The 15,837-nt window shown below is 50.6% G+C and carries 12 protein-coding genes and 1 pseudogene; 4 read left to right on the top strand and 9 right to left on the bottom strand.

The window, feature by feature from the left end; translation table 11 throughout:
- Positions 1–15: 15 nt before the first annotated feature.
- Genes ACZRKZ_RS21600 through ACZRKZ_RS21590 form a run of 3 tightly spaced genes read right to left on the bottom strand, consistent with a single transcriptional unit; the run spans position 16 to position 6,211 of the window.
- Positions 16–570 carry a hypothetical protein gene (locus ACZRKZ_RS21600; protein ID WP_138763807.1) on the bottom strand — a complete coding sequence of 185 codons (555 nt, stop codon included), beginning with the start codon at positions 568–570 and terminating at the stop codon, positions 16–18.
- A complete protein-coding gene (locus tag ACZRKZ_RS21595) occupies positions 567–5,252 on the bottom strand; it encodes a RecQ family ATP-dependent DNA helicase (protein ID WP_463982703.1) in 4,686 nt (1,561 codons plus the stop codon). Before ACZRKZ_RS21595 ends, ACZRKZ_RS21600 begins: the two co-directional genes overlap by 4 nt.
- Positions 5,249–6,211, bottom strand: coding sequence for a DNA-processing protein DprA (locus ACZRKZ_RS21590; RefSeq protein ID WP_198809626.1), 963 nt, complete (start codon positions 6,209–6,211; stop codon positions 5,249–5,251). The genes ACZRKZ_RS21595 and ACZRKZ_RS21590 overlap by 4 nt, the downstream gene beginning before the upstream one ends.
- Positions 6,212–6,604: 393 nt before the next feature.
- On the opposite strand from ACZRKZ_RS21590, the pseudogene ACZRKZ_RS21585 reads away from it, so the two are divergent.
- A pseudogene (locus ACZRKZ_RS21585) lies at positions 6,605–7,084 on the top strand (YagK/YfjJ domain-containing protein); the annotation flags it as partial.
- Between the two features lie 104 nt (positions 7,085–7,188).
- Here ACZRKZ_RS21585 and radC read toward each other — a convergent pair.
- From radC to ACZRKZ_RS21560, 5 genes are all read right to left on the bottom strand, one after another.
- Complete coding sequence (radC, locus tag ACZRKZ_RS21580; RefSeq protein WP_138763810.1) at positions 7,189–7,686, bottom strand: RadC family protein; 498 nt, start codon at positions 7,684–7,686, stop codon at positions 7,189–7,191.
- A gap of 47 nt (positions 7,687–7,733) precedes the next feature.
- Positions 7,734–8,660, bottom strand: a complete 927-nt coding sequence (locus ACZRKZ_RS21575; protein WP_138763811.1) for a recombination directionality factor — start codon at positions 8,658–8,660, stop codon at positions 7,734–7,736.
- 106 nt (positions 8,661–8,766) lie between these two features.
- Positions 8,767–9,771: a YqaJ viral recombinase family nuclease gene (locus ACZRKZ_RS21570; protein ID WP_198848259.1), complete on the bottom strand. Its 1,005-nt coding sequence runs from the start codon at positions 9,769–9,771 to the stop codon at positions 8,767–8,769.
- Positions 9,772–9,850: 79 nt separating this feature from the next.
- Entirely contained in the window at positions 9,851–10,819 is a 969-nt protein-coding gene (locus ACZRKZ_RS21565; RefSeq protein ID WP_463982702.1) for a DUF932 domain-containing protein, read from the bottom strand.
- 70 nt (positions 10,820–10,889) lie between these two features.
- Positions 10,890–11,219 (bottom strand): hypothetical protein, encoded by a 330-nt coding sequence (locus ACZRKZ_RS21560; protein WP_463982701.1) that lies wholly within the window; start codon positions 11,217–11,219, stop codon positions 10,890–10,892.
- A gap of 378 nt (positions 11,220–11,597) precedes the next feature.
- On the opposite strand from ACZRKZ_RS21560, the gene ACZRKZ_RS21555 reads away from it, so the two are divergent.
- From ACZRKZ_RS21555 to ACZRKZ_RS21545, 3 genes are all read left to right on the top strand, one after another.
- Positions 11,598–11,864, top strand: a complete 267-nt coding sequence (locus ACZRKZ_RS21555; protein WP_233098096.1) for a helix-turn-helix transcriptional regulator — start codon at positions 11,598–11,600, stop codon at positions 11,862–11,864.
- A gap of 42 nt (positions 11,865–11,906) precedes the next feature.
- Positions 11,907–13,364, top strand: a complete 1,458-nt coding sequence (locus ACZRKZ_RS21550) for a YfjI family protein (RefSeq protein WP_463982700.1) — start codon at positions 11,907–11,909, stop codon at positions 13,362–13,364.
- Between the two features lie 319 nt (positions 13,365–13,683).
- Positions 13,684–14,784, top strand: coding sequence for a YagK/YfjJ domain-containing protein (locus ACZRKZ_RS21545; RefSeq protein ID WP_463982699.1), 1,101 nt, complete (start codon positions 13,684–13,686; stop codon positions 14,782–14,784).
- Positions 14,785–14,807: 23 nt separating this feature from the next.
- Here the strand turns inward: ACZRKZ_RS21545 and ACZRKZ_RS21540 are convergent, their stop codons facing one another.
- Complete coding sequence (locus tag ACZRKZ_RS21540; RefSeq protein ID WP_198848256.1) at positions 14,808–15,836, bottom strand: hypothetical protein; 1,029 nt, start codon at positions 15,834–15,836, stop codon at positions 14,808–14,810.
- Between the last annotated feature and the right edge of the window lies 1 nt (position 15,837).

Genomic DNA, 15,837 nt, shown 5'->3' with positions numbered 1-15,837 from the left:
ACCAACGTCCTCTCGCTAGTGCAGTAAGACATACGCGAGAAATGTGATACCACCCGCCAACGCAAGTATACCCAAGACAGTCATTGCCTTTAGCGACTTGAGTGACGCCTGATGAGCGCGATTGGCCTGTTCGATCTTCTGCGCCAGTTCACTAATCGTATAGTTCAACGCTTCATTAGCAGCTTGACGTCCTTCGTCGTACTGGACCGGGGTCAGGAAATTGAGCTCGGTAAGCTTCAACAGGATTTTGTCTCGCCCATGCTCGAACTGGTCAGGGGAGAGGATCTTCAGCTCGCCGATGATTCGCAGCACTCTATCCTGGCCTTCTTCCAAGTGAGTCAGCTTCTTTTCGAGATCGGAAAAGCGTTTGTCAAAGTCATCAAACTTGCCGTAACAGTCCTTGATGAGTTGCTTCTGTTCATTGGACAGTGATGCTAGGGCGCCATTGCTCGCATTAATCTCCGAGCGCGCATCGTTTATCGCTCGCAGAATTCCATTGAACTCCGTTACTTGGGAGGCTTGCTCCTCAAGCGAACCTATGACTTTGTTCAGTTTTTGTAAGTCGTTCACCACTCGATTCCTTTATAAATAGTCGTGAGCTTGGCGAGCCTCGTAAGCAGGGGAGTCAAAAGCTGATGGTAGGAATAGGGATCCTCGAATTCGGCATTTATTATTTCAAGGAAAGGCGATTCGGGGAATTTTTCATTAATCAACCTTGCGAAACGGCACTGGGCATCAACCGAGAACAGCGGTTTGAGCTTCAAGGTATCCCGGATCAACGCTTCGACCTGTTCATTGCACTGCTGTTTGAGACGCTCCAGGGACGAGGCCATGCGCCGCTCTCCATCAGCGTCATCGAATTCATCGGTCGTCAGACGGAGTATGCCGCTTAAGTAATTCAGGCAGATATTGTCCTTGTAGGACTCCAGAAAGCGCGAGAGTTGCTCTTTCAGAGTGGAGAGCTTCGCTGTGCTGATGATTTCCTTCGAGTCGGATGCGCTATCTTCCTCAAAAAAGATAGATAGCCAGACAGAGGTGTCATCAGGATTTTCCGCAAGGTGAGCCATCAGATGGCTGGACTCGTTGAACTTGAAATAGCCTTCCAGGCGGTTCTTGAAGTCCTCCTCACTGATCTTGCCGGCCGCCAGATCGCTGCATTGCTCATACACTGTTTTTAGTGACTGGCGGCGGTTATACGCAAAATGATCGTATGACCAGAGGAGTAGAACAAGAAAGATGAACTGGTTTTTGTCGATCGTCCCCTTGTCCAAGCGCTCGCACAGGATCCTGTGGTACTGATTGCTGCTTTGGAAGATGTCGCTCAGCTTGAAGCTGGTATCGTATTTTCTGAGCTTAATCTCAAGATTCTTCTGCAGTTGCTCTTCATCGGGGCAACTGAACTCGATCGTCAGCCGGCCCTTGAAGAAATCTTCAACGAGCCAGTCTAAAACGATGCCGAGCTGGAAGAGTCGATAAACCGCCTTTTCAAATTTGAATTTGTCAGTACCAAACTGGGAGGCGCTTGCTGAGATGGTCTGGACATCGCTGTTCTGCAAGAAATACTGATAGATTGCGGTCAGCAGCTTGAACTCATCATTTATAGTGTCGAGGTTTTGCGTCATCAGATAAAGGTTGGTGTTTACATCGCTTTCGCGGCTCAAACCTTTGACGGACTCCTTGAGCTCGGCCACCGAGGTTGCAGCATCCCAGACCTTGTCCAACAGGCCGATATTTCGTTCCTTTGTCAGAAGTACGTAGCAGTCGGCAGGGGCGTCTGTAAACAATCGTTTGTTCCGACCCGCCCGACCGGCCTCCTGGTAGAGGGCTTCCATGGATCCGGGAATGCCATAGTGAACGGTATAAGCAATGTTCCCTTTGTTGACCCCCATGCCAAAGGCTTTGGTGGCGGTCAGCAGGCGGTATTTGCTGGCCTTGAAGTCGTTTTGCACCTCTCGCTTGTAGGCATCGAATGCGTCGCCCCCCATGCTTCCGCTTGACGGCGCTGAGCCTGAAAAAAAGCGGACATCCATGCCCAATGTGGAGGAGAGCTTTCCTGCCAGCTTGTAACAGCCCTTTTGCCCGTTGACGGTCGAAGTAAAGATGATACCAGCCTTCGATCCTTGCTCTGCCGAGGCAGATCCGTTCCACTTGGCCTCCATCTCGTCCACCAGTTGGATCAGTGCGTCAGTCTTGTGGCCCCGGTCATCAATCACATGAAATGACAGCTCTTCCCTGGTGTAATCAAGAGGTGTGCGCACATTTTCATCAGGGATGTTGAATTCCGACTGAATGTCCTTGAGAACATTGACGGAAGCGGTTGCGGTCAAGCCGATGTAGCTGGCATCGGGAGCGAGCCTCTCGATGGTGTTGGCCAGATTTAGGTACGAGGTTCTGAAGTCGTGCCCCCACTCGGATAAACAGTGGGCCTCATCGATCACGGCATAGGCAAAGGCACGATCAAGACCGATGGCGGTCATCTCACTTCGGAAGCTCTGCGTCTGGAACCGCTCCGGGGAGATAAACACGAGGAAGTATTTGCCCCGCCCGAAGTCATTCTGGATCCTAATTTTCTGATCAGGCTTCAGATCGCTGGTGATGAAATTGCTACGCATAAAGCCGATGGTGTCCAGATCAGCCTTCTGGTCATACATCAGGCTCTTGATTGGGCAGACCACGAAACTGATAGCGGGCTGCAGGACCGCAGAAAGCTGATAACAGATCGACTTGCCTGCTCCGGTTGGTAACAGACCGATAGTGCCTTTCCTCGACAATGCGGAGCCGATGATTCCGAGCTGACCCTCTCGAAAATTCACATCGTCCAGCAGAGGGAGGAAAAGGTTTCCGAGGAAGAATTTCAACGCCTCCCTCTGACTGCTTCCCGGGCTTAAATCGAGTTGATAGCAAATGGGCTCGGAGCACGACATCTCGAAGAAGTCGTAGTCAACAAGCGCGCAATTCTCCATGGAGAGCGCATTGGAGTTGGCAAAGCAGCGATAGAAGTCGAGGTAGTGAGTACGTGCATAGATGACATTTGGGTTGACCTGGAACGAGTCATCAAAGCGCTCCAAAATGCTGAAATCTATTAGTAGGGCATCGTCCGAGGGGAAGCTTACTGAGTTTTCGATCTCCTCCAGATCCACTTTAAGCTCCAGCTTCGGCAGCCCCCTGAGCGTCAGTAGCTGCGACAGCAGTTCTGCCAGATCTCCGATGCCTTGATGCGCGAAATCGATACCGTCGCGGTTTAGGAAAGCAAGCTTTTTTGCTTCACCCAGCCGGATTTCGCCACATTCGATCAGCTCCAGAACAAGCAGTTGAAAGCGGATCGCAGCCGTCAATCGAATGCTGGGGCTGCCTATATCGACACCCTCGTTGTAGGCGAGCCGGTAGTCCCGGAGAGTCAGCCCGTTGGGAGGGCTCAGTATCCCCTCTTGTTCAAGCCGGTCAATCATTCTCATATGATCGACAGCGCTGGACATTTTGCCGATGAAGCTCTGACTTTCGGTGGCAATCTCTTCGGTTGTGAATCGAATGGTTTTCAAGCCAAGTGTCTGGGTGAACTCATCGCGGCCTTTGTCATCCACTGACGCTTCATGCTGCTTACCATCAATTTCGAAGATCAGTCCCGCCTGCGGAATGAAAAAATCTACCTGCCGATTTTGGAACTGATCGACGTAGACTTGCGTCATTTCGAAAATATTAACTTCGGGCAGGGTAAGCTGTTTGACGAATTGATATTCACCAAAATACTTCCTCATCAGCTCGTCAAAAAAGCGCTTGGCCGGATAGTTTCCGGTTCTGCTATCTCCTCTGATCAACCGTCGCCAATCAAGAGGCTTGGGCGAAATAAGTGCTTGGCTGGCAAACTCCAGTCCGCTCTGGCAGTACTTGAGCCCAAACGCACTCCTCAGTCTACGTGAGGCGATAGTGGGCTTGCCACGCTGGAGCATATTCCTGAGGACATACACAACATCGAGGATTGGCTTCGACTCAGGTTCCGATGCAATGGAGTAGGATCTCAGGTTGTGGAAAACGAAGTTGTGGTTGGTGTTTGCGTAGTTTGCACTGAACTTTTTGCTGACCAGACGTGCTCTGCCTGAGTGGCGAGGTGCATCAGTCCTTACGCTAGCTGCCTCAGGCAGCCTCTGCGTTGAACTGTAAAGGTTTTGAAAGAGCTGGGCGTTGTGTTGTGCTTCGGTACTGTTGTGCTCGCATTCGGCCCGGTAAAGGGTCTTGACCAGTGTAAAGATGAATACCCGCGCCCTGGGATACGCCTCCGAAAGCGCCCGGACAATGTCGCCGGTTGTGGCGCCTGAAGTTAGTACATCGTCGACAACCAGGAAGGTCGGTCCGCTATCCTCTTGCGACACCGCAATGCTTGGGGTTGCGATATACGCGCCGTGCGCCTGTTGGGCACGTTCCTTTGCCGAGCACATCGTTGACTTAACAAATGGGCGGCTCTTGTGCAGGCAATCAGGGCGGTAGTCGGCGCCGATCGAGGCGGCCAGCCTGGCGCCGAGTAGATCTAATGGGGTGGTGTTGGCAGAGGTATCCAGCTCCGCATGGCCGAAGGCCCTTACGACGAAGTCTATTGGTGGTAGGGAGTCGCAAACCTCCAGCGCTTTGTTGATCCAGCGTTCAACCGCTTTTTTCTCGTGATTTTTGAAGGCCCAGACTTCCTGCTTGATGTCGCCTAGATAGTAGCCTAGGTGGAGTCTGTGGCCGTTCTGAATGAGGTTGGTGCGAAATTGCTTCGGCTGGTTATGACCGATGCTGGTCTCGATGCACTCAAGTATTTCGGCCGCGCTTGATCGGTGAGTTCCGATATCAGGAGCCTCTCCCCAGCCGGTTGCGAAAAACTTCACCTGGGCATTGAGTGCACACTCTCTATCCTGCTCGCTATCGCCGATATAAATCGTTTCTTCGCAGGAAACTCCGAAATGCTGTCGTATCTTTTCGACGCCGTCGCTTGCCGGCTTGCGATTCCGAACGTCGTGATACGCAACGATGTAGTCAACGGCAAGTTGAAAGTGCTTTAGAATATTCCGAACATAGTTCAAAGGAGAGTTTGTAAAAAGGGCCACCTTGATGCTGGCGGCGCGGGCTGTGTTAAGTAAGTCAACGGCTTCATGATAGGGTGTGCAGCGCTGGATATTGGACTCCACTTCCCTCCATCTTTTTTGGGCACGCAGCTCCGCTACGGCAGAGGTATCAACAAGCGTTCCATCTAGATCGACAATAATGCATTTGATCATAGAGAACTTCCTGTTTCCCTCGACCTTTCTTCAAAGGATGCTGCCAGCTGAGTGAGCTCCAGGGAGATTTCCGCGTAGGTGTCACGTGTGTATGGCGTTGCTATTCCGGAATTCACCAACTGCTGTGTGCCGCTGATCTGTTCGATGCCGAGGTCCGGATACCCGGCGGCGCTAGCATTGGGGACGTAGACCTTGCGATGCATGGAGTTGGCCGCCTTGACCGCGTGCATGGTTCCGCCGTCGATGGCCGTTTCAATGGCAAAAACCGCCCGCGTGAGTCCTGCCTGAATGCGATCGCGCTTGGCGAAGAAGGCAGGAATTACTTTGGTGCCGGGTGGGTTTTCCGAAACCAGCAGACCGCCCTGGCTAAGTATCTGTTCTGCCAAGCCACGGTGATTGGTCGGGGCTATACTGATCAAGTCGACCAGTACCGCTACGGTATGGCCATGGTTATCAAGGGCTGCGCGGTGTGCGATGGCATCAATGCCGAGAGCTAGGCCGCTGACTATGCAGAACCCTTGTTTGGAAAAGTGCTCCACCGTTTTGTAAGCGATTATTTCGCCTAGTCTGGTGTTGTTGCGGGTGCCGACGACCGCAATGGACTTGGGATATTTTATAAGGTCGCAATTGCCTTTACAGAACAGTAGCGGTGGCGGGTCGGAAAGTGAATTGAGCTGGCTGGGATATTCGGCAGAGCCGTAAACCAAGACATGGATTCCCGCTTCATTCCATTTGGAGATGGACTTCTCATAGTCCAAGCTCAACGCGTCATATTTACCGCTGGCGAATAAATCTTCGACTGTCTGCGTTATCGAGCTGCTGAGTTTTGGTACCTTAGCGAAATCTAGCTCGCGAATCGTCTTCAGGTTGTTAGCGTGGTAAAACTCAATGAGTTTCACCAAGGTGCGGTTGCCGACACCTTTCAAGCTTCGAATTACAAGAATGTCTGTTATTCGCACTGAATTTCCTTATTTCTCTCTCGCCAAACAAAGAGATGACTACCAATCCCGGCATTTTCGCATCGGTAGGATCGCTTTTTCAGATGCCAAGTGCAAATCAAAAGATTTGGGCTGTCCGCTTGCATTCACAGTGTTCATGGGGAGCCTCGTCGCGTCCAACTGCCCTGAGCTCATAGACTGTAAATGACCGTTTTTGGCCGATTCTGTTGAAAAAAGAGCTGCCGGCAGAATCGCGCTCTAAGCGAGCATGGGGGAGTCAAATCAGAACTGTGGCCCAGTGCATTGGCCGTTGAGCATCCGGCCATAGCAGGCCGCTTGGGGTTGCGCTGCGCCGGTGCTGCCATGACACTCACCATTGACCGCTGCGCCGATGCAATCCTGTGCGCGGTATACCGGATGCCTGTGGGAGTTCAGCTACCTGACTACACGTACACGAACCAGGTCATTGAGCGTTTCATCGAGTTTTTTAAAGCCTAAATCCGACATAACCGCAACATAGCTCGCCAATCCAATCCCTATACTCACGACAGCAAGGTCCGATACGTCTGGGCGCGAGAGCATGGCCAGCACTGCAAGCCGCACCACCATCTGGCTATCCTGTTGAACTACGATGCCTTCAACGCGCTGGGTAAGTTTGAGCCCGGCAGGGACAATATGTTCAACCGTCTGGTGGAGGCCTGGGCCAGCGCCTTGGGCCTATCAGTAGGGGCTGTCAGCGGCTTGGTCGAGATCCCGCCGAATCCCTACTACCACTTACGTCGTGACGACTTGGTTGGGCAGGCTGTGTTCTTCCACCGAACAAGTTATCTCTGCAAGTCGGCTACCAAGGTCTTTGTGGATGGCAGCCATGGCTTTGGCTGCAGCCGAAGCTGAGTACAAACGCTGGATCACGACAAAAAATAAGTAATTGGGGGCCGTGCCGATGACCGCCCAGGCATCAGCCAAGGGCAGTCTATCGGACGGCGTGCCTATAGAGATTACAGGTAGCCTCGTTCAGCCAACGACACGCAGCCTTCACATCCCACGACGACATGATCCAATATCTGAGTGCCTACCATGTTGAGGGCATTCTTGAGGGTTTTAGTCAGTGTGCGATCGGCTTGGCTGGGTTCTGGATCGCCAGAGGGGTGGTTGTGAACCAAGATCACGGCTGCCGCGTTGTGCTCCAGAGCGATCTTGACTACTTCCCGTGGATATACGCTGGCCCCATCCAGCGTGCCTCTGAACAGTTCTCTAAAGCCTATAACCCGGTGCTTGGTATCGAGTAGCAGCAAAGCAAAGACTTCGTGCTCATGGTATTGCAACAGTGTTTGCAGGTGGCTGAAGACCTGCTTCGGCTCAGTCAATGCTCTGCCTTTAGACAGACGGCTCATTGCCAGTTGTTGCGCCATCTGCAAGATATCGGCTTCGGTAACCGGGGAGTCCATGACATAGGTTCCGGTCGTCTCACCTGCTTTGAGCTTGTGATATTTCATGGGGATTCTCTTGAATTGGAAGACTTTGGGTCAGGTTGGAAGTGTGATCAGTGGGCGCGAGCAGAGTGGTCACTGCCGCTTTGGAGGGATTTGGATTCCAGCTTTTGTACCAGTGAGGTTTTGGCAGGGGCCGCTGGTTTGGGGGCGGCTTCTGCCTTGCTGGTCTGATCTTCAACTGCGGGGAAGAACTCCTCGACGATGGCCCCGGTGTCCTCATCGCTGTCTTCAAAGGCTCCGTTGCTAAAGCCCTGTCGTGCCGCTTGATCCAAGGCGCTCTGGTCAAATCCCGCTGCTTGTCGGGTTTCCTCCAGTTGCTTGGCTGCCAGTAAGGCGTCTTCTAGGCTTAGCCCGCTGCGTACTGTGATATCCACGTAGAAGATCGGCGTGCCATGGCTCTGACGGGTGGATTTACCGCGTAGACGCAACTCCAGCAGCAGGCAGGCCAGGCGATTGCCGGAGATGGCTTGCAGATAATGCAGGCGCGCTGCCAGGGTGCGGATGCTGTTGTAGCCCGTGGTGCGAAATACAAAGCTGCCCAGCGGATCGTCATCGCCAATCACCACGTTCAGCCGGCCGTAAGGCTTGCAGGCATTGCCTTGAGCCAGTGAACAGCCATCCGGTGACGGGCAGGGCAACGACTGGATGCCGTCCTTGGTCAGACGCTTGCAGGTCTCACCATTGCCGACGCACAAAGGCCTGCCAGTGTTTCGGTCGAACAAGCTGTAGTCAGCGCGAAAGTTCAGATCCGGCTCGTTGAACAGCAGCCGAATCGGAATACTGCGCAGCTTGCCGTCCTGGCCATTGCGCAGTTCCTCATTTAGCGGATGCAGCAACCAGCCGTCGCGGCTTTGTACCTGCGATGTAATGGTGAACTGATCGTCTTTTTCGGGCAGGCGTTTACCGTTCTTCTCGACGACCTTACCAATGGAAATGCGACCGAGCACGGGCGGGGTGATAGCCAGACCTTTGAGCATGGGAGTTCTCCTGCATCTGAAATAAAAACGCCACCGAGACCGCGCAAACGGCCAGGGTGGCGTTGGAGAGAAAGGGCATGGGAATAAGGGAGAAGCGAACAAACGTTCAGGCCAGCAGAAAACGCCGACTGCCAGTTTTGGTGGTTGCGTAGCGCACTTGCAGATGGGGCTTTTCTTTCAACAGGCGGGGGATATCCAGGGCCATGCTGTCTTTGGCTTTCTTCCAAGTGATGCAGCCGGTGGCGAAGGTCGCCCGACTGGCCTCGCCCATGGCCTGTTGCAACATTTGCTTGAGCTGAGCTTCCTGCTTCTCCTGCAAAGCAATCGATTCGCGCACGCTCTGCAGTTCAGTAAAGGTCGTACAGAGCAGTATGTCCTGGCTGAAGTCCACGCTCTGCCCACTGTCCTGTGGATAGAGACAGCGCAACGCCTGCTCCGCTGAGGTAGATCCGTCTGCCGGCGGCGGGGTATCACTGACTACGTAATCCCAGAACAGTCGCTCCAAGTCGATCAGCCGAGCAATCAGTGATTCGTCGCGTTCGATACGATGGATTTCCAGGTGCTGACCACCGAGCAGTACCGCCACATCAGCGGCCTGCTTGCCGGTGACGGCGAGCTGGTGCATGACTTGCAGCTGCACATACTCGGGCACACCCTCCTTCCAGAGGCGTGCGCCGTTTATGCCGGCGGTTTTACATTCGAGAATCTGTACTTCTGACGCGCCGATTACTTCACGGTCGATGTTGGCTAGCATCCAGGGCAGTTTGGGATCAGGATGCTGCAGCACCGCATTGACCCGCCGCACCCGATGACCACTGCGCCGGGTGTAATGGGTTGCGACAATCGGCTCCAGTATGTTTCCCCAGTAAGCAGGGCTCTCTTCATCTTGTGGATCGAGCTTGGGTAGTGAGGTATCACGGCCGGTTTTCTCCAGCCACAGCTCCAGCTGGGATTTGTAAGGGTTCAGGCCCACGGCTGCGGCGGCATCCGAGCTGCCGATACCTTGTTTACGCACGGCCAACCAGTCCTCGCGCGGCAGTTGTTTAGTCGCCACCAGACGTAAGGCAGGACGGGGTTTGCTGCTGGGATGTTGCAGAGTTTGTGTGCCCATGATGTTTTCCTGTGCGGCATAAAAACGCCCGGCCAGCAGAGCTGACCAGGCGCTTTAATCATTGAGTGGGTGAGTGGAGCTAGGCGGCGAGTTCCAGTGCGGCCTGCAAGGCGCGTTGTTTGATAACAGCACCTTGGCCAAACCAGGCCGAGTCCATGCGGTATTCAGTACTTCGGGAGCGTCGCTCGTGATCGACATACTCCGTCACGGCGTTGAGCAAGCCCCACGCAGTTCCTTGTGCTGATTCAAGCGTCGACCCACGACCTTGGCCTTCATACAGGCTCTGCACCTTGCGCAGTGCTCGCTCATTTGGCAGCACTTCGGGCAGTTTGCTAGTGGGGGCTACGTCGCAAAGTACACTCATGAAGTAGCCCGTCGCCTCAAGCCAGTGCACCTTGCGCTCCGCCAGATTTTTCATCCGGTACATGAAGTCGTCCCATTGCGAGACGGCGATGCCCAACTGCTTTTTCACTGCCTGCGGATCGAAGCGGGTGTTATGTGGCACCTTGATCGCGCGGGTGGTGCCATCCAGGGCGATGGTCAGCGTGTTGTTGCAGACCACGCGCACTGTGGTCGGAGTGGCAGTAGTGGCCAGGGTGCCATCGCAGGAAGTAGCTAGAAGCAGATAGCCATTCACCTGGTCGTTACCCTTCAACGTTGTACCTTGCCCAGTACGGGCCAGGGCCCAGAACTTGCGACCGCCTTTGAGTACTCCAGCGGTTTCCAGCTCGTAGCCCGAAACTTCGGTGAGATCTCGATAGAACTCCAATACTTCACGGGGCTGCACAACCTGGTAGCGATTGGAGACCACTGACAACGGGGCCTTGGTGTCGGAGCGATACAGCACCTTCTGTTCAGGGAAAGAGTGAATTGAGCCCAGAGCCCCGATGCTCTCGGATTTGAAATGAACGGGGCTGTCTTGGATTTTCCAGTCCATACCCGCTTCACGCTGCCAGACTTCGAGCGATTGTTTCGGGGAAAGGCGACTGCCCAGACCGTGCCAGGGAGTGTTGCCAGCGAAAGCCATAGTTTCGACGAGATGAGCCATGGGAATGATTCCTTGCGAATGAATGGTAAAAGCGTCGTTTCATCAACAAACGTCACCTGTTCACAACGGCTTAACGGTTGACGCTGAAGCTGTAACCGCAATGCAGGCATTGATAGTTGTGAAGGATTTTTTTATCAATCTGCTCACCCAGCGTGGCCCCAGCGACCCCGCCAGCCACTCCGCCAAACAGACCGCCCAGCAGCGCACCGGCAATGCTGCCAATGGCGATCCCTACCGGCCCACCGACCACTCCCAGTATGGCACCGGCCTCCGCCCCCGTTAGGGCTCCAGCGGCTCCACTGGCCGCACCTCCTGCTGCACCAATCAAACCACCCGCTTGTTTACCCACATTTTTAGTAATCACACGACCAGAGTTGCAGCTTGGGCAAGGCGTATACATAAAAATTCCTCTCTTATTACTGAGTCCACGTATCACGCAGAAATGCTGAATGACGCGCTCATCGTTGAGCGTTCATCTGGGTGATATAGGTCTGAGATTTTTTTGAATGAGGCTTGCCGAAACAACGTCTCCGCGAGGGACGTAGTGGGCGGTATCTGAATGTGAGGTTTGGCGTTATGGGCTGCTATTTTAGCTATTAATAGCTGGAATAGTGCTGGCTAAGGGGGAGAGGCATTCTGTTTTGAAGGAGTGCAGAGTTGCTGTCTGTCAAAGTGGTGAGCTCCAAAAGCGTAACGTTAGCAAGCGTTACGCTCACGTTCTTTGAGATTTGAGTTGCTGCTTATAGGATTGCCTCGTCCAGTCCTAAAGGGTGCAATGATGTTTAATGAAAAATCAGAAACATTGGTTATGCTTCGCTTGAAAGATGTTCTAAAACGAACAGGTTTTTCTAGGTCAACTATTTATAACAAGCTTAAGGTGGGCTCTAAACATTATGATGCGAAATTCCCAAGGCAGATACGTGTTGGGAAAACATCTGTGCGATGGATTGAAAGCGAAATAAATTCGTGGATGGAAGAGTATGTGAAGCTGTCTAGGCAGAGTCAAGGCTCAATGGCGGAAATTATATCTGCAATGGTTGTTTGATATTAGTTGTTTGATATTAGTTGTTTGTATTTATGGTGATTTATGTATTTTAATTTTTTTAGGCAACAAAATGCAAAAAAATCTAATTTCGGAGATGATTCATATCCGAGTTTGTCGCAGTTTCCCTTGTTGGATGCTGCAATAAATGAGGCTCAAGCAAATATTCAGGCCCCACGGGGATTGATTCAAAATGCGGCCCTAACCGCGATTTCTGCTGTCTTGCAGGGCCATGTAGATGTTCGTAAACCTAATGGTCAGGTCGGTCCGACCTCGCTAATGCTTCTTGCTATTGCTGACTCGGGTGAAAGGAAGTCAACGGTTGAGAATGTTTTCTTGAAGCCGATTAGAGCCTTTCAGGCTAAGCAGTGCGAGGAGGTGAGGGAGAGTCAGTCGGTGTGGAAGATTAAGTACGATACTTGGACGGTTCGACGTAATGGAATATTAAAAGCGATTATGAAAAAAGCATCAAAAGGTCTTCTTGCTGACGAAGAGGAGAAGGTCTTATTGGCTTTAGAGAAAGAAGCTCCAGTTAAACCAAAAGAATTTAAGATTTTGTATGAAGACTCAACCTCTGAGGCTTTGTTTCATGGGATGTACGAAAACTTACCTACGGCTGGTTTGATTTCAAGTGAAGGTGGCGGTGTTTTAGAAGGGCGCGCCTTCAATGACCTATCAAAGCAAAATGCCATTTGGAGTGGTGACTCAATCACAATTGATCGTAAGACGGCGGAAAGCTTTGAACTTGTTGACGCGCGGCTGACAGTCTCTCTTATGGTCCAGGAAAGCGTATTTTCGAAGTACATGGCTCATAAAGGCGGAGTGTCTAGGGGGTCTGGTTTGTGGGCGCGTTTTCTAATCTGTCACCCAGCTTCAACACAGGGGACTAGGTATGTAAGCACTCAGGCACCGTCCTGGTATCATCAAACACAATTTGCCTCGCGGTTGGAGCACTTTCTTGAGGCGGGACTTATTTGTTTCAGAGGAAATAAAAAAGAAAAAGAAGTGATCGGATTCGACTCCGAAGCGGCTCGGCTTTGGGTGGAGATTGCGAACGATATTGAGTCAAGGATGTGTGCAGGTGGAATACTTTATGGACTAGGTGATCATGGCTCAAAGTTAATGGAGGTGATTTCTAGGTTGGCTGCATTGCTTCATTGTTTTGAAGGGTTTGAGGGTGATATTTCGACGTCAACCTTGCAGGTGGCAACGGATCTTGCTAAATGGTACTCCAATGAGTTTATAAAGTTGTTTGGGCAGAACTCTAAAGAGAGTGATGAAGAGCAGGAGTTAAATTGCTGGCTAGATAATTTTCGTAAGGTGGGTAAACGGTTTGTTAAGAAAAATTATATTTTGCAATGCGGGCCTGGGAAGTTTAGAAAGAAAGCTGCTCTTGAGCATGTTCTTTTGCGTCTAGTAAATAACAGTGCTGTCCGGATTTTGAATTATCCTGGTGACAAAACTGTTTATGTCGATCTCTGTCCTTGGCAGGGTGGTGTGTAGATGATGCCTGGCTCTTCTTGGGGTACTAACTTTTTTGGTTGTTTTTGATATTTAGCGTTAGGTGTTTGCGAGTTGCGTGAGTTTGTTTCTCTCGTTTTTATAGAGCGCATGTTCAAGGTGGCTATTGTTTGATTATGTATTACTATTTAATTAGGTTTGTAGTTTGGTTGTTTAGTTTAATTGAATAAATTGACGAATGTTTGGTTGAATAATAAATTCAATCAGTTGTGCAGTGGTTGGTGGTTGTGATGGTCGATTGATCATTTGTCAGTAGCATGGCTCCCCAAAGTCATGCTGCTGGTTTATTGAGGGGCAATGAGTGATAAGTGAAATTGACTGGATCGATAATGAAGGTGCGTTAGATCTAATGGTTGAAGAAGTCGGAGGGGTTCCTGTTTTAAGGGTAGAGGAAGGCTTGGTGTTGGAGTTGCGTTCTATTGAGAAGTTAATGTGTGAGCTTGCTGGTAGTAAGGGGTTTTTATTCACTTCGTTTACTTGTAAGCGCGACGGGGTAAAGGTTAAGGCTGAGAAGCTTGGTCGCTATTTTGTTGGCAAGCTAAAGAGGGGGAAGGGAATGCTTGAGCAGTACTTCCCCTCTCATGAAGTTAATCCTTATGTAGAGGTTTTCTTCAGAAGCGTTGATCGAGTTAATGATCTTCATTCGCTCAAAGTCTGGCCTACGTTATGCAATGGAGCAGCTGAGGCTTTTTTAGTTCGAATGAATATTCTCGTAGAATTTGTTCGGTTGGAGCTGTCCAGCGATGCTTTTAAAGGCGTTTTGAAACGATTCCGTAAAGCGTCCCTTAAGCGAATTAACAGCTTGGAAGGTTATATAGATGCTCTTTTTGCTCAGCACTCTAGGATGCTCGTTGTGCGCGTTGATTTGTCTTATCAGTCAGGCTTTGTAAGTGGTCGTGAAGATTTTTATAGCGATGTTAAAAAGGTCAAGGCACATTGGGCGAAAATGCAGAAAGACCTTCATAAGGGCATTCCAGTCGATGGATTGTTAGGCTTTGCTTGTAAGCTGGAGTACGGTCAGCTAAAGGGGTTTCATTTTCATTTGTTGCTTTTTTATAATGGATCAAATCATCGCCAGGATGGGGTTTTGGCTAGAATGGTTGGTGAGTATTGGCGAGACTCAATTACGGCAGGAGCAGGGCGCTATTTCAATTGCAATGCTGTTAAAGAGAAATATAGATATCTTGGAGTAGGTATGATCAGTTTTAATCAGTTGGACAGGGTAAGCGCTTTGAAGAATAGGGTAGCTTCCTACCTGACCAAGGTGGACTATTGGATACGACTATCCCCTGAAAGTGGCAGATCATTTTTCCGAGGAAATATGCCTAAGTTGAGGTCTGTGAAGAGAGGGCGCCCCAGAGCCCCTGGGCCGGTTCAGACGGCTCCTCACGTGGCCATCTAGGTATGTCTCATGGCCTATTAGTTTCAGGGCTTTAGGCTGATGATGGTAGCTGCGGCAACGGCTAACTTTGCCGTGAAGCCCCAGTCTGAACTTTCTAACTCTTTTATCATAATTATTCTTTTGGCTTGAGGTTTTTTAGTTTTTTCTTGGTCTCCCTGCCAGAAGTATTTTGCCGCTTCATTGATAAGAATTAGTGCGGTGGATGCATGTTCTGGGTATTTAGTTAAGGCTTCGCCAACTGGCATCTTTGTTGACTTTATTTCACGGTAGTGCTCGTCGGGTAATATTGCGAAGGCGGATTGTTCGAGTACGTCTTTTCCCTTGAAGTTGTATTTTTTCTCTAGGTGTTTTTTTATTTTATCGATAAGCTCTTTTCGCTCCTTCTGTGAAGCGATATTTGCCTCGGGGATAAATTCATCTGAGGCTTTGTTTAACTCGAAAAGGTCGTCTGATTCCCATTCTTGGCGTTCGATATTTTTCTGCTCTTTGTCGGTGTCTGCTATTGTATCAAGGATTTTATTTGAGTCCTCTGTTCTTATGAGTATGTCAGTCTTTCTAATTGTTATTTCTTTCATCTGGTTGATTTCGGTTTTTGAGGTGATAAAGAAGTCTGCGTCTATTATGAGGGCTGGAAATGGTTTTAAGCTTGTCTTTAACAGCTCATGTGCTGAAGCTTGCGTGAGGTCTTTTCCGCGTTCGTAATAAATGGAGGAATTAAAATTGTATTTTGAAATCTCATCATAATTTACTATTTCCTCCCAGTCGGTGACGCTTATGGAAATAAACTTTATGTCTAAATCTACTTTTGAGTGATAATCGTGATCTGCGCAAAAAGGCGTACCTTTATGCTGCTTTGATAGGCTTTGTGCTGTTCTGGGCTCATTGTCATTTAGAACGATAGCCGAGCCGGATACATGAACTGCAACCGTTCTTGGGCAGCGGCATAGAAGGGGGGGCTGCAGCTTTTCAATTCTGTCTTTGAATTCACTTTCGGAGATGCTGTGCTCCTCAAGAAATTCAGTTACTGATATAACAAGCCCTTTGTTTTTCATT

The organism is Pseudomonas sp. c313, from assembly GCF_055407145.1.
The sequence above is the reverse complement of the archived record's forward strand: the minus strand, read 5'-3'. Positions and strand labels throughout refer to the sequence as shown.

Bases quoted from the DNA above. Each gene is read 5' to 3' on its own strand.
- ACZRKZ_RS21595 (WP_463982703.1), bottom strand. From the start codon at position 5,252: ATGATCAAATGCATTATTGTCGATCTAGATGGAACGCTTGTTGATACC.
- radC (WP_138763810.1), bottom strand. From the start codon at position 7,686: ATGAAATATCACAAGCTCAAAGCAGGTGAGACGACCGGAACCTATGTC.
- ACZRKZ_RS21575 (WP_138763811.1), bottom strand. From the start codon at position 8,660: ATGCTCAAAGGTCTGGCTATCACCCCGCCCGTGCTCGGTCGCATTTCC.
- ACZRKZ_RS21570 (WP_198848259.1), bottom strand. From the start codon at position 9,771: ATGGGCACACAAACTCTGCAACATCCCAGCAGCAAACCCCGTCCTGCC.
- ACZRKZ_RS21565 (WP_463982702.1), bottom strand. From the start codon at position 10,819: ATGGCTCATCTCGTCGAAACTATGGCTTTCGCTGGCAACACTCCCTGG.
- ACZRKZ_RS21560 (WP_463982701.1), bottom strand. From the start codon at position 11,219: ATGTATACGCCTTGCCCAAGCTGCAACTCTGGTCGTGTGATTACTAAA.
- ACZRKZ_RS21555 (WP_233098096.1), top strand. From the start codon at position 11,598: ATGTTTAATGAAAAATCAGAAACATTGGTTATGCTTCGCTTGAAAGAT.
- ACZRKZ_RS21550 (WP_463982700.1), top strand. From the start codon at position 11,907: ATGTATTTTAATTTTTTTAGGCAACAAAATGCAAAAAAATCTAATTTC.
- ACZRKZ_RS21540 (WP_198848256.1), bottom strand. From the start codon at position 15,836: ATGAAAAACAAAGGGCTTGTTATATCAGTAACTGAATTTCTTGAGGAG.